The sequence below is a fragment of the Haloarcula sp. JP-L23 genome (genome assembly GCF_011602445.1).
In the GTDB taxonomy this organism is placed as follows: Archaea; Halobacteriota; Halobacteria; order Halobacteriales; family Haloarculaceae; genus Haloarcula; species Haloarcula pellucida.
In genome coordinates this window covers 336685-354915 of the sequence record NZ_CP050014.1, presented here as the reverse complement: position 1 = coordinate 354915, position 18231 = coordinate 336685, and the positions used below count along the sequence as shown (strand labels likewise).

Sequence of the window (18231 nt, the reverse complement as noted above, 5' to 3'; positions counted from 1 at the left end):
GGCGGCACGAAGAAACGACTCCATAACCGAGAATAAAACTTCTAAAGCCCTCTCAAATCGTCGTATCTGCCCGCAAAAACGACGGTAAAACCGGATAAAATCGGACAGGTTCCGTGTAACCTCGCGAACTGTCCGTAAGCGTCTGACGTTTATATGGCGGTGCGGGTCGTCCCATACGACGAGGAGGAATCAGATGTCCAGTGCCTCGCCCTTCCAGTCCCCGTCCGAAGCGCTCCCAGACAGGAGTGTCGACTTTCGAACGCTCGCTTTCCGACCTATCCAGTTCCTCGGGTTCTGGACCGCGGTTCTGGCACCGCTTGCGTACCCGACAGTTCTGTTGAGCGGCCTCGACGGACAGTCGCTCCTGTTCCTCCTCGCAGGCGTGTTCCTCGCGAACGTCCTCGGCCTCGTCCTCGGCCGTGACTATCGTACGGACGCCTGAGTGACTATCGTACGGACGCCTGAGACACTCCCCACGCGCTCCGCTGTGGCCACCGGTCCCCGTTTTCCTCTCACCGACTCACTCGCCGAGCCACAGCGCCCGCAGGTCGTCGGCGTCGTCGGCCAGATGGTGGACCATCGAGAGGTCCGTCTCGTCGCCGTCGCCGCGGAAGCCGACGGTGGTCATGCCCGCACGTACGGCCGCCCGTGCGCCGGCAGTGGAGTCCTCGACGGCCCAGCACGCCGCCGGGTCGACGCCCAACTCGGACGCGCCGCGCTCGTAGATGCCGGGTTCGGGTTTGCCCGGGCCGTCGACGTCCTGTGCGCTGACCGCCGCGTCGAAGTGGGCGAGTAGGTCGAACCGCTCGTCGATGACATCTATCCAGTCCCACGGGGCCGAGGTGGTGAGCGCGAGCGGTACCCCGGCCGCACTGAGGTCGGCCAGCAGGTCGTGCGCGCCCGACAGCAGCGTCGCGTGGTCACGGTAGATGCGCTCGCCGGCTTCCTCGAACAGACGCTCGTACTCCTCGCGGGAGACGTCGACGTCGTACTCGGCGGCGATGTCCGGGTACACCTCGGTGTAGTCGCGGCCGGTGATGGCCGACAGCGGGATGTCGTCGTCGGGCGCGACGGTCGGGAGGATGTGGTCGCGCTGGACGCTCACCCAGTGGTCTTCGGACTGGACGAGGACGCCGTCCATGTCGAAGCAGATGGCGGTCGGTGCGTCGCTCATTGTCCGTCCTCAATCGCCCGAGGGTTTTGCGTGTTGTGGGCGAGGGTTTAGATACCGGGAGGGGGCCATCCCCGTCCATGCACGACGGAACGCGCGTGATGGCCGGCGAGTGTACGACTGTCTTCGAAGGGTCCCGGGAACGCGAACAGCGCGGTGACGTGCTGGTGGTGGTCAAACCCGACAACACCGTCCTCGTCCACGACGCCACCGGCTACCAACCGGTGGCGTGGCTCACCCGTGCGGAGAGCGTCACCGTCGAGGACGGCGTCGTCACCGCCAGCGACGGCGAGGAACTGCTCCGCGTCGTCGCCCACGAGGAACACGGCAGCGCCCGGTTCCCGGCCTCCCACGCCGGCGTCCCGGTGGCCGACTGCCCGGACTGTCCCGGCACACTCGTCCGGGCGCGGGGGAGCGTCACCTGTACCGACTGCGAGGGCGAGTACGGCCTGCCCTCGAACGCCACCGTCACGGGCGGGCGCTGTGCCGACTGCGGCCTCCCGACGATGCGCGTCGAACGCGGCGAGGTGTTCGAACTCTGTCTGGACCGGGACTGCGAGTCGCTGGACGACCGGGTGACCGACGCCTTCGACCGCGCGTGGTCGTGTCCGGACTGCGATGGCGACCTGCGAATCATCCGCCGCGGCGGCCTGCTGGCTGGCTGTGAGCACTACCCCGACTGCGACACCGGGTTCTCGTTCCCCTCCGGCGTCGTCGTCGACGAGTGCCCGTGTGGTCTCCCGGTGTTCGAGACGGCCGGCGGCCGTCGGTGTCTGGACAGCACCTGCGAGGCGGGACTCGTCGGCACGCTGTGACTGGTCCGCCGCGCAAGCTGATGAAACAGACGACCGGGTGGGGCTTTCGTAGCGTTCACGGTGGCAGTCGTAGTGACGACGGACTTCCAAACGACTGCTAGCCCCAACCCACAGAGGATTTGTCCACGCACGAACCACCCAGAGGCATGGACCTCACACTCGACGGCGACGTCGTCCGGGCGGGGCAACGCGCCCGGGAGCGGTTCTACGACTCGCGCGGCTACGGCCACGCACGGAACGGCGACCTCGACCTCGCGCCGGTGGAGGCGGCTCACCTCCTCTATCGGGGGGACATCGAGGCCGTCGACGGGATGGACTTCCGTGAACTGCTGGGGTCGTCGGCCGTCCCGATGGTCGACTTCCTCGTCTACAAGGACCTGCGCGACCGCGGGTTCTACCTCACGCCCGCCCGCGAGAGTTGGGTCGACGACCCCGACGGGGTGGACTTCGTGGTGTACCCGCGCGGGAAGGGGCCGTGGGACGACGAGATCGCATACCGGGTACGCGTCGTCGGCGAACGGGACGACGTGCCGGCGTCGTCGCTCGGCGACTGTGTGCTGGCCGTCGTCGACGAGGAGAGCGAGATAACGTATCTCGACACGACTGACCGCGAGGTCAGTGGGACCAGCGACGCCGACCTCTCGGTGGTCGACGGCGAGTTGCTGGCCGAGCGAGTCCTCTGCTGGGACCCGCCAGGCGCGCTGTACGAACGGGCGTTCTACGGGCAGCGGATCGACGACGATGCGGTCCAGTTGTCGCTGGTCGAGGCCGCCTACCTCGCCCGAGCGAGCGTTCTCTCTATCGCGGGCGGGGCCGACGCCGTCGTCGAACGCGGCCGTGCGGTCGAAGGTGAACGGTTCGACCGCCGACTGGCCGTCTACGCCGCGCTCCGCGAAGCAGGGGTCGTCCCCAAGACCGGCTTCAAGTTCGGCGCGGACTTCCGGACCTACGCCGACGTCGAGAGCGTCGACGACCTCGGGCACTCGGAACTGCTCGTGCGGGCGTTGCCGGCCGCTCACGCGTTCGAACCGCGGGACCTCGCGCTGGACGTGCGACTGGCCCACGGCGTTCGGAAGACGATGGTGTTCGCGCTGGTCGGCGGCGACGCTGTCGAGTGGGTCGAAGTACAGCGGCTGACGCCGTAACCGGCCCTGCTCGTTCGTACGGACCCGGAAGGCATAAGACCGTGTTCGCGCATGTCCCCCACATGGTGTCCACTCCCGTCGACGGTTGGCGCTGGCGCGTCCGGGAAGTGGACAGTCTCGCGGTTCCCGTCCGACGGGCGTAACCCGCCGACGGGTCCGGCGATGCTCCCTCCGCTTTCTCGGCCGTGGCTTCGACCGCATACCGACACGATACACGACACATGATGCGCGACTCACACACTGACGACGAATCGATAGACGGGCAGACGCGGACCGACGGCGGCGAGCCGAGCGAGGCGAGGCGAGCCTCGTCGGACCTCCGGACCGACGGCGGCACCGACGCTGCCGGCGCCGACGAGGTCAAACTCGACCCGTGGGGCTCCTCGACCATCGCGGACTACCGCAAACTGTTCGAGCAGTTCGGCATCGAGGAGTTCGACGCGGTGTTACCCGACGTGCCGAACCCCCATTACCTGATGCGCCGGGGCGTCATCTTCGGCCACCGCGACTACGGCCCCGTCGCCGAGGCGATGCGCGAGGGCGAGGAGTTCGCCGCGCTCTCGGGGTTCATGCCGACCGGTGACCCCCACATCGGCCACAAGATGGTGTTCGACGAGATAATCTGGCACCAACAGCAGGGCGCCGACGCCTACGGCCTCATCGCCGACCTCGAAGCCCACGCCGCCCGCGGCCTGACGTGGGCGGAGATAGACGAACACGCCCGGAGCTACGTCCTCTCGCTACTGGCGCTCGGGTTCGACCCCGAGGAGGGCGAACTGTATCGCCAGTCCGAGAACCGCGAACTGCAGGACCTCGCCTTCGAACTCGGCGCCGAGGCAAACGCCTCCGAGTTGCAGGCCATCTACGACTTCGACGGCGAGACGAACATCTCCTACATGCAGTCGGTCGTCACGCAGATGGCCGACATCCTCTACCCACAACTGGACGAGCCGAAACCGACGGTCATCCCCGTCGGCCCGGACCAGGACCCGCACATGCGGCTCGCAAGGGACCTCGCGGCGCGGATGCGCTACTTCGGGGTGACAGAGGCGTTCGCCAGTTTCGAGGCCCAACCGGAAGAGCGGCCACTGCTCCGGCAGGCCTACGACGCCCGCGAAGAGTACGCCGAGGACCCCGAGATGCCCCGCTGTGGCGAGGCCGCCGACTGGCTTCGGGACCACGAGCCAGCCCCGGCCGACGCCCGCGAATCGGCCGTCGAGAAACTCGAAAACGCCGGGAAGGAACCGCTCCGGCCCCGGACACGAATCTTCGACCGGCGGGCGACTGACGCGGCGTTCGAGGCGCTCATCGAGGCCGTCGACGGCGAGAAACGGGTGTACGACGAACACGTCGACGCCTTCGACCTCTCGCAGTCCGAGGCCGAGGAACTCGCCCGGCAGGTGGAACTAGACAACGGCGGCTACGGCTTCCTCCCGCCGTCGTCTATCTACCACCGCTTCATGACCGGCCTCACCGGCGGGAAGATGTCCTCGTCGGTTCCGGCCTCGCACATCTCCCTGCTCGACGACCCGGAGGACGGCTACGACAAGGTGAAGTCGGCCACGACCGGCGGCCGCGCGACGGCCGAGGAGCAGCGAGAGAAGGGCGGGAAAGCCGACGAGTGCCCCGTCTACGAACTGTACGCCTACCTCCTCTCGGGCGACGACGACGAGTTCGCGACCGAGGTGTACGAGGAGTGTGTCGGCGGCGAGCGCCTCTGTGGCGGCTGTAAGGAACAGGCTGCCGAGTTGATGGCGCAGTTCCTCGAAGACCACCAGGAGAAACGCGCCGAGTGGGAGGAGAAACTGGACGAACTGGACATCGACCTCGATACGGACCGCAAACGGTCGTGAACAGTTGGTAAGCCGACACAACGTCCCTTCGAGGTGGAGCCGTCCGTTCGACGGCGGCTTTCGGTCGGCTTACACCTGCGGTAAGGCGCTCTTCCGCCCTCACGAGTGCGTAAACGATGCTCTGTCGTTTTACTGTCGACGTTCTAACTATTGGGCGCCATGCAGCGACGGGACTACCTCCAGTACACCGGTGCAACGCTCGGTGGCACCGCCCTCGCCGGCGGCGCGGCGTCCGAGGCCGCGGCCATCCCCCTCCCCCTCGAGGACCTGCCCGACGGGCCGACGGCCGTCGCGTGGGGTGACGCCGACGACGACGGCCGTGCAGAAGTTGCCGTTGCGCTTCGGACTGACGACGGGCCGCGGTTCTGGGTCCTCGACGACGAGGATGCGGAGTTCGAGGTGCTGTTCTCCGGTGGTGACGAGTGGGGTGACAACGCCTTCGCGACGGCGCTCGCTTTCGGTGACTTCGACGACGACGGGGCCGACGAACTGGCGGTGGGTCGTCGGGCCGGCGGGAACGCCCGCTTTTTCGTTTACGACGACGCCGACGAGGACTTCGACCGCCTCCTCGCGGCGGGCCGAGACTGGGGCGACGACGCGAACACGACGGCGCTGGCGGCGGGAGACTTCGACGACGACGGAGTGGACGAACTCGCAGTCGGACGGTCCGCCCGGCGGAACGCCCGCTTCTTCGTCGTCGACTACGAGGACGAGGACGTACTGCTCCGCGGCGGCCGGGACTGGGGACGTGGTATCGCCACCTCGGCGCTGGCGGCCGGTGACGTGGACGACGACGGCGTCGACGAACTAGCGGTGGGGCGGCGGGCCGGCGGGAACGCCCGCTTTTTCGTCCACGACGACGCCGACGAGGACTTCGAGGTGCTGTTCCGCGGCGGCCGCGAGTGGGGGTCGGACAGCTATCCGACGGACCTCGCCTTCGGGGACGTGGACGACGACGGCTACGAGGAACTGGGCGTCACCAGACGCGCCCGCTCGAACGCCCGTTTTTTCGTCTTCGAGGACGCCGACGCCGACTTCGAACGGACGCTGGCCGCCGGCCGCAACTGGGGACGGGACGCCTACGCCACCAGTATCGACTTCGGCGACATCGACGACGACGGCTACGAGGAACTCGTCGTCACTCGGCGGGCCGAGTCGAACGCCCGCTACTTCGTCCACGAGGACGAGGACGCCGACTTCGAGTTGCGGTTTACCGACGGCGACGACTGGGACGACGACGGCTACGCCATCGACGCCGCTTTCGGCGATATGGACGGTGACGACTTCGCCGAACTCGCCGTTGCCCGCACCGGACAGGGACCACGTGTCACCCTCCGCGAAGACGAAGAGGCCGACTTCGAGTTCCGCGGGTTCGTCCTGTTCCCGGTGTGACCGAGCCGGCCGTCGGTGGCACAACGCTTTTTATCGCCCATTGCCACCGGACGGATATGGCACCCGAATCCCACCGTGCCGGCGCCGCTCGTCAGCCAGTCCGCGCTCCGGGATTCGGTTTCTTCTTCGCTTCCGGCCGGTAGTGGACTCGGGCCGCACCGAGAGGTAGCGGCCCGACGAAACCGCTGGCAGGAAGTGAGAACCGTTAACTGAGCGACCCGCGCTACTTCCCGACAACGACCGAGACACCCGTATGAAACGACCACAGGCACAGGTGGCCATCTTACAGGCCGCCGACGCACAGGAGGACAGACGAATCGACGAGGTGGCCGAGGAGGCTGGCCTCGTACCCGAAGCGGCGACGCGGGCCGCCTTCGAACTGGAAGCCGACGGTCTGGTGACCGTCTCCGAGGAGACGCTCGAACACTACGACCTGACCGAGGAGGGCGATCGGTACGTCCGCGAGAGTCTCCCGGAGCAGGACCTCTACGAGGCCGCACTCGACGCCGGGGCCGACGAGTCCCCGGTCCAGATGGGCGAGGTCATCGGTGCCTCCGGCCTCGAAGGTGGGGCCGTCGACATCGCGCTCTCGAACTTCGCCCGGAAGGGGTACGGCCAGATAGACAGCGGCGAGATAACCGCCGACCCCGACGCGGCGCCCGGCCGGGACCCGGAGATGCACGCGCTGGAAGCCGTCGCCGACGGCCGGGCCGAGGACGCCGACGCCGACGCTCTCGACCAACTCGAACGCCGCGGTCTGCTGGACCGCAGCGAGGAGACCGTCCGCTCGGTCCGACTCACCGACGACGGCGTCACGGCGCTGATGGAGGGCGTCGAGGTCGCCGAGACGGTCGACCAGCTCACCCCCGAACTGCTCACCAGCGGCGAGTGGGAAAGCGTCGAGTTCACCGAGTACAACGTCGAGGCCGACGCCGAGGACGTGCCCCACGGCAGGGAGCACATCCTCCGCCAGACGGCCAACCGCGTGAAGGACACGCTCGTCGGCATGGGCTTTCAGGAGATGGAAGGCCCCCACGTCGACGCCCAGTTCTGGATAAACGACTGCCTGTTCATGCCACAGGACCACCCCGCCAGAACCCACTGGGACCAGTTCGCACTGGAGCGACCGGACGAGATTCACGACCTCCCCGCGGACCTCGTCGAACGCGTCCGCTCGGCCCACAAGAACGGCGTCGGCCCCGACGGCGAGGGGTACCACTCGCCGTGGGAGGAAGACGTCGCCCGAGGACTGGACCTCCGTGGCCACACCACGTCGCTGTCGATGCGGTACCTCTCGGGCCACGAGATCGGCGAGTTGGAGCCACCGCAGCGGTTCTTCAGCGTCGAGAAGGTGTACCGAAACGACACGCTTGACCCGACCCACCTACTGGAGTTCTTCCAGATAGAGGGCTGGGTGATGGCCGAGGACCTCTCGGTGCGGGACCTGATGGGGACGTTCACGGAGTTCTACGAGCAGTTCGGCATCACCGACCTGGAGTTCAAACCGCACTACAACCCTTACACCGAACCGAGCTTCGAACTGTTCGGGACCCACCCCGAGACCGGCGAGGTCGTCGAGGTGGGCAACTCGGGCATCTTCCGCGACGAGGTGCTTTCCCCGCTGGGCGTCGACTGCGACGTGATGGCGTGGGGCCTCTCGCTCGAACGACTACTCATGCTCATGTACGGCTTCGAGGACATCCGCGACGTACACGGGACGCTCTGTGACTTGGAACTGCTTCGCGAGACGGAGGTGATGCACTGATGCCCGTCGTCGACGTCGACCCCGACGAACTGCGCCACCTGACCGGCCACGAGGAGAAGGACGACGAGGAACTCAAGTCGGACCTGTTCGACCTCGGACTGGAATTCGAGGGCCGCACCGAGGACGACGAGTTCCAACTGGAGTTCGCCCCGGACCGCCTCGATCGGCTCTCAGTAGAGGGCGTCGCCCGGTCGCTGCGCTACCACTACGGCGACGACCGCGGCGTCTACGTCCCGGCCACGAACAGCGCCGAGTGGACCATCGAAGTCACGGACCAACCCGAGGGACGCCCCTACGTCACTGGGGCCGTCGTCCGCGGCCTCGACATGAGCGAGGACGCACTGGAGTCTCTGATCCAGTTGCAGGAGAAACTCCACGCGACGATGGGCCGCAAGCGAGCGAAGGGCGCTATCGGCGTCCACGACCTGACGATGCTGAAAGGCGAGGCCGCCACCGACGGCACCGGCAAGTCCATCACCTACACGAGCGCCGACCCCGACGAGGCGACGTTCGTACCGCTGGACGCCGACCGGGAGATGACGCCCAACGAGGTCGTCGCCGACCACGAGACCGGCCAGACCTACGGCGACCTCGTGGCAGAGTTCGACCGCGTGCCGGCCATCTACGACGCTATCGGCCTGTTCTCGTTCCCGCCGGTCATCAACGGCCGCCGGACCGAGGTGACCGAGGACTCCCGGGACCTGTTCATCGAGATGACCGGGACCGACCAGTGGACCATCGACCGTATGTGTAACATCGTCTGCTACGCGCTGGAAGCGCGCGGCGGCAAAGTCGAACGCGTCGAGGTAGCGTACGCCGACGACGCGCCCGGCGAGTACCCCGGCCGGACGCTCTCGCGCCCGGACTTCGAGGTCCGCACCAAGACGGTCACGCTGGACCGCATCGAGAGCATCCTCGGCGTCGACCTCGAACCGCGCGAGGTAGTCGACTACGCCGAGCGTGCCGGACTGGACGCCACCGAGATACGAAGCGAGGACGGCGTCTCGTTCGAGGTGGAGGTCCCGCCCTACCGCGTCGACGTCATTCACCCGCTGGACATCATCGACGACATCGGGCGCGCGCTCGGGTTCAACAGTCTCGAACCGACCTACCCCGACGTCTCGACGGTCGGCGGCCGCCACGAGCGCTCCCGGTTGGAGGACGCCGCCCGCGACACGCTCGTTGGTCTGGGCTTCGAGGACCTGCTCAACTTCCACATGACCAACGAGGCCGAGAATTTCGGCCGCATGAACGTCTCCCCGGACGACGACTGTCTCGGGGCGGCCGACCCGGTGACCATCCAGGAACCGTACAGCGAGGACTACACGATTCTCCGGACGTGGGCGCTGCCCTCCCTGCTGATGGTGCTTGAGAACAACACCCACCGTCGCTACCCACAGGACCTCGCGGAGATCGGTCTCGCCGCCGGACTCGACGATTCCCAGAACACGGGCGTCGCCGAACACCGCACCGTTGCGGGCGCCCTCGCGCGCACGGACGCTTCCTACGAGGACGCGAAGGCCCGCCTGCAAGCCATCGCCGAAGCGTTCGGTACGGATCTCCGGACGCCGCCGACGACCCATCCCTCGTTCATCGATGGGCGGGCGGCCGAAATCGTCCTCGACGGCGACTCGGTCGGCGTCGTCGGCGAGATACACCCGAAGGTGCTCGTCGACCACGACCTGGAACTGCCGGTGGCGGCGTTCGAGTTCCGACTGGACGCGTTAGAATAGCCCGCGCCTTCGCTTACTACTCGGGCAGACGTACTCGACGTCGCTACAAATCGGCACCGACGGCGTCTTCGACGCTGTCGAACCCGTCCGCTTCGAGCAGTTCGAGCAGGCCTTCGTTGATGTCTCGGGCGGTAGACGGCCCGTTGTACACCAGTCCGGTGTACAACTGGACGAGGGAGGCGCCGGCACGAATCTTCCGGTAGGCCCCTTCGGCACTGGAGACGCCGCCGACGCCGACCACCGGCACGTCCACCCGTTCCGCGACGAAGCGGACCATCCGGGTCGACTGTCCCTCGATTGGCTTCCCGGAGAGGCCGCCCTGCTCGCTGGCGTTGGGCGAGCGGAGGCTGGCCGGCCGCTCTGTCGAGGTGTTGGTCGCGACGACGCCGTCCAGTCCCAGTTCCGTCACGAGGTCGAGGGTGTCCTCGACGGCCGGTTCGGGAAGGTCGGGCGAGAGTTTCACGAGCAGCGGTGACGCACCGGCGTCTTGCAGTTCTGAGAAGATGGCTGTCATCGCGTCGCGGTTCTGCAGTTCCTCGAAGCCCTGTGAGTTCGGACAAGAGACGTTGACGACGAAGAAGTCCCCGCCTTCGGCCACCCGTTCGTACGTGTACCGGTAGTCTTCGGGCGCGTCGGCGGTCCCGACGTGCTCGCTCTTGGCGATGTTGACTCCCACGGGAATCGGGGCGTCGGTCGCGGCCAGTCGGTCGCCGACGACGTCCGCACCGTCGTTGTTCAGTCCCATCCGGTTGATGATCCCCTCGTCCTCGCGCAGGCGGAACATCCGAGGTCGTGCGTTCCCCGTCTGCGGTTCGGCGGTGACGCCGCCGACCTCGGCGAACCCGAAGCCCAGGGCCGCGAGCACCGACGGGATTGTCGCGTTCTTGTCGAACCCCGCGGCGACACCGACGGGGTTGTCGAACGATTGGCCGAAGGCATCGACCGACAGACGATCGTCGGAGACGGTGTACCGTCGAGCCATGGCGCTGGCGATTGGCGTCCCCTGCACTGCTTCGAGCAGCGTGTGGACGCCGTTGTTAGCTGTCTCTGCTGGTAGTGAGAACAACGCCGGTTTCGCGATATCGTAGAGTCTCATGAGCGTTCTCGAACGCCGTCTCGGTGGCGCCGTGACACCGGTGACGGTCGATTAGAAGTCGTGTTCGACCTCTTCGGGGTCGGCCTTCTGGATGATAATCTTGTTGTCCCGCACCCGTACGAACACCTCGTCGCCGATCTCCATCCCGGCGACGGCGAGTTCGTCTTCGTGAATGTTGATATGTACGTTGTGGTACTCGCCGTCCTCATCCTTGGCGCCACTCGGGCTGAGCTTCTTTTTTCGCACCATCGCGCTATCCTATTCCGTGCATCGCCGTAGGATACACTTAAGTCTACCGTGCCGCAGGTCGGCAGACGGCGCGTGGTCCGGGTGCGCGCGCGCAGTCACGGCCGCTTTTTCGCCCGATTTCGGCGTGGATTCCGACCGATACCCACCGGAATAGCTCTTAGTATATAAATATACCCCGGGACGGGAGCCGGATTGGGGGGTATATTTATAATGTGCCATGTGCTGAATTGACATGGAGCGGTGAAAACCATGGCACGCGACAGTGACAAGCGCAACTTTGCGCTCCGTGAGGATGGCGATGAATCGAGCGTCTTCTCAGGCGGGACTCCCCGACAGGCTGCACTGAAGGCAGCCCGCCGGCTCGATCCGGCCGACAGCGAAGACGATGCCGACCGACAGGAGATACGACTCCGGGAGAAAGGGACTCACAAAGTCCACATCTACGAGGCGTGGGCGTGGGTCGAGGAGGCCCCCGACGACAAACCAGACTGGATGCCCGGCGACATTACCAAAGGGAACGTCTCGAAACAGGGTGTCGAACACCTCGACGACATCTGAGTCCCTGACCAGTCCGGGATTTTTCGACGAGTTACAATGACGCTCGTGTGAGCGCGCGCGAGCGCGAGCCATCGGGTTCCACCGCGTTTTCTGTTCCCGTGTGGCCGGCCCGTATGAGGCTCTCTCACCCGTGTAACCGCCTGACGCACTCGATTCGGTCCGACGGGGTTAAGTGTGGACCTCCCATCGGAGTTGATGTGAACGCGGTACGGGGCGACGCGCCCCGGTCAGGCCAGCTCCCGATCGTTCCACTTAAGTATAACAGTGGAATCGAATGGGACTCGAAGGTCGCTCATGTCGTGCGATTGGATGCGACCGAACACCGATGCCCTTATGTGATACAGGGCACTCGGATAGAACGCGAATGAGGCCTGGCCGGGGCCGACGAAACCCGGCCGAACTGGACTGCGGCGAGGTCACTCGCCATCGCAACTCGAAGCCTTTAAGGTGGCTTCGAGATAACATACAGGTCCGGAGAAATGAGGATTCCACACCTGCGGTCCGCCGTACAGATGGGATCTGATGTTAGCCCTGATAGTTCGGTGACACCCGGTCGACGGGTGTCCTCGAACACCCTTCGATAGCGACCACACCCTTACGGGTGTGATCCCGCCTAACCCCCCGGCATTGTGCCGGGATACATTCCGGTTGATCCTGCCGGAGGCCATTGCTATTGGAGTCCGATTTAGCCATGCTAGTCGCACGAACTTAGATTCGTGGCGTATAGCTCAGTAACACGTGGCCAAACTACCCTACAGACCGCGATAACCTCGGGAAACTGAGGCCAATAGCGGATATCACTCTCAGACTGGAGTGTCGAGAGTGAGAAACGTTCCGGCGCTGTAGGATGTGGCTGCGGCCGATTAGGTAGATGGTGGGGTAACGGCCCACCATGCCAATAATCGGTACGGGTTGTGAGAGCAAGAGCCCGGAGACGGAATCTGAGACAAGATTCCGGGCCCTACGGGGCGCAGCAGGCGCGAAACCTTTACACTGCACGAGAGTGCGATAAGGGGACTCCGAGTGCGAGGGCATATAGTCCTCGCTTTTCTGTACTGTAGGGAGGTACAGGAACAAGTGCTGGGCAAGACCGGTGCCAGCCGCCGCGGTAATACCGGCAGCACGAGTGATGGCCGATATTATTGGGCCTAAAGCGTCCGTAGCCGGCCGTGCAAGTCCGTTGGGAAATCGACGCGCTCAACGCGTCGGCGTCCAGCGGAAACTGTTCGGCTTGGGGCCGGAAGACCTGGGGGGTACGTCCGGGGTAGGAGTGAAATCCTGTAATCCTGGACGGACCACCAATGGCGAAAGCACCTCAGGAGGACGGACCCGACGGTGAGGGACGAAAGCTAGGGTCTCGAACCGGATTAGATACCCGGGTAGTCCTAGCTGTAAACGATGCTCGCTAGGTGTGCCACAGGCTACGAGCCTGTGCTGCGCCCTAGGGAAGCCGAGAAGCGAGCCGCCTGGGAAGTACGTCTGCAAGGATGAAACTTAAAGGAATTGGCGGGGGAGCACCACAACCGGAGGAGCCTGCGGTTTAATTGGACTCAACGCCGGACATCTCACCGGTCCCGACAGTAGTAACGACAGTCAGCTTGACGAGCTTACTCGAGCTACTGAGAGGAGGTGCATGGCCGCCGTCAGCTCGTACCGTGAGGCGTCCTGTTAAGTCAGGCAACGAGCGAGACCCGCACTTCTAGTTGCCAGCAATACCCTCGAGGTAGTTGGGTACACTAGGAGGACTGCCGCTGCTAAAGCGGAGGAAGGAACGGGCAACGGTAGGTCAGTATGCCCCGAATGGACCGGGCAACACGCGGGCTACAATGGCTACGACAGTGGGATGCCACACCGAGAGGTGGAGCTAATCTCCAAACGTAGTCGTAGTTCGGATTGCGGGCTGAAACTCGCCCGCATGAAGCTGGATTCGGTAGTAATCGCGTGTCATAAGCGCGCGGTGAATACGTCCCTGCTCCTTGCACACACCGCCGTCAAAGCACCCGAGTGGGGTCCGGATGAGGCCAGCATGCGCTGGTCGAATCTGGGCTCCGCAAGGGGGCTTAAGTCGTAACAAGGTAGCCGTAGAGGAATCTGTGGCTGGATCACCTCCTACTGATCGGGATTGGGGCTCTGCCCAACCCACCTATGGTGTTCGAGAACACTCGCCGACCGGGCACCTATGAACTATCAGGGCTAACACCTGCGGATCTGCCGGGCCCATAGCTCAGCGGCAGAGCGCCGCCTTTGCAAGGCGGAGGCCCTGGGTTCAAATCCCAGTGGGTCCATGTCACGTGCCAGCCCCGAACCGTGCCCTTAAGTGTGGGACGGCGATGGGATATGGTACGAAGACCGGTGCACTATCCCGGGTAAAACCGAGGATAGGAAGGGTCGATTCGCCCACCATCTACCACCTTGGGGCGAGTATGAAACCGTGTGTACGTGCGATCCAGGCGTCCACTGGACTCGTTCAGTTTAGCGAGTCACAACGACGTTGGCTACTATGCCAGCTGGTGGATAGCTCGGCTCGAGAGCTGAAGAAGGACGTGCCAAGCTGCGAAAAGCCTGAGGGAGCCGCACGGAGGCTAAGAACTCAGGATTTCCGAATGAGAATCTCTTCACAATTGCTTCGCGCAATGAGGAACCCCGAGAACTGAAACATCTCAGTATCGGGAGGAAAAGAAAACGCAACGTGATGTCGTCAGTAACCGCGAGTGAACGCGATACAGCCCAAACCGAAGCCCTCACGGGCAATGTGGTGTTTGGACTGACTCTCATCAGCAGACCGTCTTCATGAAGTCCCTTGGAACAGGGCGTGAAACAGGGTGACAACCCCGTAATGAAGACCAGTACGCTGTGCGTCAGTTCCGGAGTAGCGGGGGTTGGATATCCCTCGCGAACAACGCAGGCATCGACTGCGAAGGCTAAACACTCCTCGAGACCGATAGTGCACAAGTAGTGTGAACGAACGCTGCAAAGTACCCTCAGAAGGGAGGCGAAATAGAGCTTGAACTCAGTTGGCGATGGAGCGACGGGGCATACAAGGTCCCGTGACGAATGACCGAGACGCGAGTCTCCAGTAAGACTCACGGGAAGCCGATGTTCCGTCGTACGTTTTGAAAAACGAGCCAGGGAGTGTGTCTGTATGGCAAGTCTAACCCGAGTATCGGGGAGGCACAGGGAAACCGACATGGCCGCAGCGCTTTGCGCGAGGGCCGCCGTCTTCAAGGGCGGGGAGCCACACGGACACGACCCGAATCCGGACGATCTACGCATGGACAAGGTGAAGCGTGCCGAAAGGCACGTGGAAGCCTGTTAGAGTTGGTGTCCTACAATACCCTCTCGTGATCTATGTGTAGGGGTGAAAGGCCCATCGAGTCCGGCAACAGCTGGTTCCAACCGAAACATGTCGAAGCATGACCTCCGCCGAGGTAGTTCGTGGGTAGAGCGACCGATTGGTGTGACCGCCTCCGAGAGGAGTCGGCACACCTGTCAAACTCCAAACCTACGAACGCCGTTTGACGCGGGGATTCCGGTGTGCGGGGTAAGCCTGTGCACCAGGAGGGAACAACCCAGAGATAGGTTAAGGTCCCCAAGTGTGGATTAAGTGTAATCCTCTGAAGGTGGTCTCGAGCCCTAGACAGCCGGGAGGTGAGCTTAGAAGCAGCTACCCTCTAAGAAAAGCGTAACAGCTTACCGGCCGAGGTTTGAGGCGCCCAAAATGATCGGGACTCAAATCCACCACCGAGACCTATCCGTGCCCTTGATCGGGCAATCGAGTAGGTTGGCGCTCTCATTGGGTGGAAGCAGGGGTGAGAACTCCTGTGGACCGATGAGTGACGAAAATCCTGGCCATAGTAGCAGCGATAGTCGGGTGAGAACCCGACGGCCTAATGGATAAGGGTTCCTCAGCACTGCTGATCAGCTGAGGGTTAGCCGGTCCTAAGTCTCACCGCAACTCGACTGAGACAAAATGGGAAACGGGTTAATATTCCCGTGCCACTATGCAGTGAAAGTCGACGCCCTGGGGTCGATCACGCCGGGCTTTCGCCCGGTCGAACCGTCCAACTCCGTGGAAGCCGTAATGGCACGAAGCGGACGAACGGCGGAATAGGGAAACGTGATTCAACCTGGGGCCCGTGAAAAGACGAGCATAGTGTCCGTACCGAGAACCGACACAGGTGTCCATGGCGGCGAAAGCCAAGGCCTGTCGGGAGCAACCGACGTTAGGGAATTCGGCAAGTTAGTCCCGTAAGTTCGCGATAAGGGATGCCTGCTCCGGAACGGAGCAGGTCGCAGTGACTCGGATGCTCGGACTGTCTAGTAACAACATAGGTGACTGCAAATCCGCAAGGACTCGTACAGTCACTGAATCCTGCCCAGTGCAGGTATCTGAACACCTCGTACAAGAGGACGAAGGACCTGTCAACGGCGGGGGTAACTATGACCCTCTTAAGGTAGCGTAGTACCTTGCCGCATCAGTAGCGGCTTGCATGAATGGATTAACCAGAGCATCACTGTCCCAACGTTGGGCCCGGTGAACTGTACATTCCAGTGCGGAGTCTGGAGACACCCAAGGGGAAGCGAAGACCCTATGGAGCTTTACTGCAGGCTGTCGCTGAGACGTGGTCGCCGATGTGCAGCATAGGTAGGAGGCATTACACAGGTACCCGCGCTAGCGGGCCACCGAGCCATCAGTGAAATACTACCCGTCGGTGACTGCGACTCTCACTCCGGGAGGAGGACACCGGTAGCCGGGCAGTTTGACTGGGGCGGTACGCGCTCGAAAAGATATCGAGCGCGCCCTAAGGCTATCTCAGCCGGGACAGAGACCCGGCGAAGAGTGCAAGAGCAAAAGATAGCTTGACAGTGTTCTTCCCAACGAGGAACGCTGACGCGAAAGCGTGGTCTAGCGAACCAATTAGCCTGCTTGATGCGGGCAATTGATGACAGAAAAGCTACCCTAGGGATAACAGAGTCGTCACTCGCAAGAGCACATATCGACCGAGTGGCTTGCTACCTCGATGTCGGTTCCCTCCATCCTGCCCGTGCAGAAGCGGGCAAGGGTGAGGTTGTTCGCCTATTAAAGGAGGTCGTGAGCTGGGTTTAGACCGTCGTGAGACAGGTCGGCTGCTATCTATTGGGTGTGTAATGGTGTCTGACGGGAACGATCGTATAGTACGAGAGGAACTACGATTGGCCGCCACTGGTGTACCGGTCGTTCGAGAGAGCGCTGCCGGGTAGCCACGCGGCACGGGGTAAGAGCTGAACGCATCTAAGCTCGAAACCCACCTGGAAAAGAGACACCGCTGAAGGCCCCTGTAGAAGACAGGGTAGATAGACTCGGGGTGTACGCACTGAGGTAACGAAGTGTTGAGCCCACGAGAACTAACAGCCTGAAGCCATCATTCATACGCACTGTGACTCGCAGTTCAGCCATCGAGCTGACTGAACGAGTCCAGGCGCAAACTGGATCGCACGTACGCAAGGTTATTCGACCGAGACTGGTAGTTTCGCGGTTCGATTCCGCGACTCGGCGTTAGGCGGCCATAGCGGCGGGGTTGCCTCCCGTACCCATCCCGAACACGGAAGATAAGCCCGCCAGCGTTCCAGGGAGTACTGGAGTGCGCGAGCCTCTGGGAAATCTGGTTCGCCGCCACCATTCATATTCATACACATTCAGGCCTCGCGGAGAGTCATCTCTCTGCGGGGCTTTTTGTATATCATAGGCTGCAGGTAACTATGGGACCACGAAGAGAGGCATCTGTATGCCACGCGAAGTCAAACTGAACGAACTGACGGACCTCCTCGGGGAGGCGTCGTATCCGCTCTCGGCCGAGATGGTGCAGTCGAAGTTCGGCGACGTGACGCTCGTCTATGCTGACGGGTCGGAACCGATGTCGGAGGTACTGGACCGTATCGAGAGCGAACAGTTCGATTCTGCAGAGGACGTCCAGACCTCTATTTTCAACGCTGTCCCGGTTGAGGGTGTTGGCGAGCCGGGACAATCCGAGGGAGAGGGCTAGGCGAATTCGCTACCCTTAAGCGACCGACTTCATTATACCTAACTGCGCCAAGGTGGCAGAGTCCGGCCTAACGCAGCGGCCTGCAGAGCCGCCCATCGCCGGTTCAAATCCGGCCCTTGGCTTTCTGATCGAGGCCGTACGCTTTTGGTACTGACGAGAGTCGTGACGGATTCGCTCGGGTAGCCTACCACCAGATCCTCGGTCTTACTACGTCTATATACCATCTGTCTCATGGCAGACGAAGAAGAGTATGGTGTTTCGACGGTCGTTCCGCAAGACGAGCGGGCTCGCGGCTATCGGTACGGCAGTTGGCGAGACGGCCCTTTCGACAACCGATGCGGCCATAGCGAGGGTCACTGTGTGACTACGACGTTCGTGGAACGGGCTACAACGTCGGCGGTGTCATACTCACCGACTGTCCGTTCGCCGAC

At 63.4% G+C, this 18231-nt stretch carries 12 protein-coding genes, 2 tRNA genes and 3 rRNA genes; 14 read left to right on the top strand and 3 right to left on the bottom strand.

Going from position 1 to position 18231, the window contains the following annotated elements:
* Positions 1-193: 193 nt before the first annotated feature.
* Positions 194-442 (top strand): hypothetical protein, encoded by a 249-nt coding sequence (locus G9465_RS01700; RefSeq protein ID WP_166966946.1) that lies wholly within the window; start codon positions 194-196, stop codon positions 440-442.
* Between the two features lie 78 nt (positions 443-520).
* Here the strand turns inward: G9465_RS01700 and G9465_RS01695 are convergent, their stop codons facing one another.
* Positions 521-1174, bottom strand: coding sequence for an HAD family phosphatase (locus tag G9465_RS01695; protein WP_166966943.1), 654 nt, complete (start codon positions 1172-1174; stop codon positions 521-523).
* 77 nt (positions 1175-1251) lie between these two features.
* On the opposite strand from G9465_RS01695, the gene G9465_RS01690 reads away from it, so the two are divergent.
* The 6 genes from G9465_RS01690 (at position 1252) to pheT (ending at position 9874) form a co-directional block, all read left to right on the top strand.
* Positions 1252-1986: an endonuclease NucS domain-containing protein gene (locus G9465_RS01690; RefSeq protein WP_166966941.1), complete on the top strand. Its 735-nt coding sequence runs from the start codon at positions 1252-1254 to the stop codon at positions 1984-1986.
* A 146-nt stretch (positions 1987-2132) separates the two neighbouring features.
* The gene (gene endA / locus G9465_RS01685) at positions 2133-3131 is read left to right on the top strand and encodes a tRNA-intron lyase (RefSeq protein ID WP_166966939.1); all 999 of its coding nucleotides are present in this window, start codon (positions 2133-2135) and stop codon (positions 3129-3131) included.
* A 221-nt stretch (positions 3132-3352) separates the two neighbouring features.
* Positions 3353-4984 carry a tryptophan--tRNA ligase gene (locus G9465_RS01680; RefSeq protein WP_193571725.1) on the top strand — a complete coding sequence of 544 codons (1632 nt, stop codon included), beginning with the start codon at positions 3353-3355 and terminating at the stop codon, positions 4982-4984.
* A gap of 159 nt (positions 4985-5143) precedes the next feature.
* Entirely contained in the window at positions 5144-6376 is a 1233-nt protein-coding gene (locus tag G9465_RS01675) for a hypothetical protein (RefSeq protein ID WP_166966935.1), read from the top strand.
* A gap of 253 nt (positions 6377-6629) precedes the next feature.
* On the top strand, positions 6630-8141 hold the full coding sequence (locus G9465_RS01670) for a phenylalanine--tRNA ligase subunit alpha (RefSeq protein WP_166966933.1): 1512 nt from the start codon (positions 6630-6632) through the stop codon (positions 8139-8141).
* Entirely contained in the window at positions 8141-9874 is a 1734-nt protein-coding gene (gene pheT / locus G9465_RS01665) for a phenylalanine--tRNA ligase subunit beta (protein WP_166966931.1), read from the top strand. The genes G9465_RS01670 and pheT overlap by 1 nt, the downstream gene beginning before the upstream one ends.
* A gap of 43 nt (positions 9875-9917) precedes the next feature.
* On the opposite strand, the gene G9465_RS01660 is transcribed toward pheT, so the two are convergent.
* Complete coding sequence (locus tag G9465_RS01660) at positions 9918-10970, bottom strand: quinone-dependent dihydroorotate dehydrogenase (protein ID WP_166966928.1); 1053 nt, start codon at positions 10968-10970, stop codon at positions 9918-9920.
* Between the two features lie 51 nt (positions 10971-11021).
* A complete protein-coding gene (locus G9465_RS01655; protein ID WP_004516407.1) occupies positions 11022-11219 on the bottom strand; it encodes a hypothetical protein in 198 nt (65 codons plus the stop codon).
* A gap of 249 nt (positions 11220-11468) precedes the next feature.
* Between G9465_RS01655 and G9465_RS01650 the strand changes: the two genes are divergently transcribed.
* The 7 genes from G9465_RS01650 to G9465_RS01620 all read left to right on the top strand — a co-directional run bounded on the left by G9465_RS01650 (position 11469) and on the right by G9465_RS01620 (position 17922).
* Positions 11469-11777 carry a non-histone chromosomal MC1 family protein gene (locus tag G9465_RS01650; RefSeq protein WP_166966927.1) on the top strand — a complete coding sequence of 103 codons (309 nt, stop codon included), beginning with the start codon at positions 11469-11471 and terminating at the stop codon, positions 11775-11777.
* Positions 11778-12418: 641 nt separating this feature from the next.
* A 16S ribosomal RNA gene (locus tag G9465_RS01645) occupies positions 12419-13888 on the top strand.
* A 102-nt stretch (positions 13889-13990) separates the two neighbouring features.
* Positions 13991-14062 (top strand) — tRNA-Ala (locus G9465_RS01640).
* 200 nt (positions 14063-14262) lie between these two features.
* Positions 14263-17186, top strand: a 23S ribosomal RNA gene (locus tag G9465_RS01635).
* Between the two features lie 127 nt (positions 17187-17313).
* Positions 17314-17436: ribosomal RNA gene (rrf, locus tag G9465_RS01630) — 5S ribosomal RNA — on the top strand.
* Together the 16S, 23S and 5S rRNA genes with 1 tRNA gene alongside form the textbook arrangement of a ribosomal RNA operon.
* 106 nt (positions 17437-17542) lie before the next feature.
* Positions 17543-17800, top strand: coding sequence for a hypothetical protein (locus tag G9465_RS01625; RefSeq protein ID WP_166966925.1), 258 nt, complete (start codon positions 17543-17545; stop codon positions 17798-17800).
* 46 nt (positions 17801-17846) lie between these two features.
* Positions 17847-17922 (top strand) — tRNA-Cys (locus tag G9465_RS01620).
* The last annotated feature ends 309 nt before the right edge of the window (positions 17923-18231 follow it).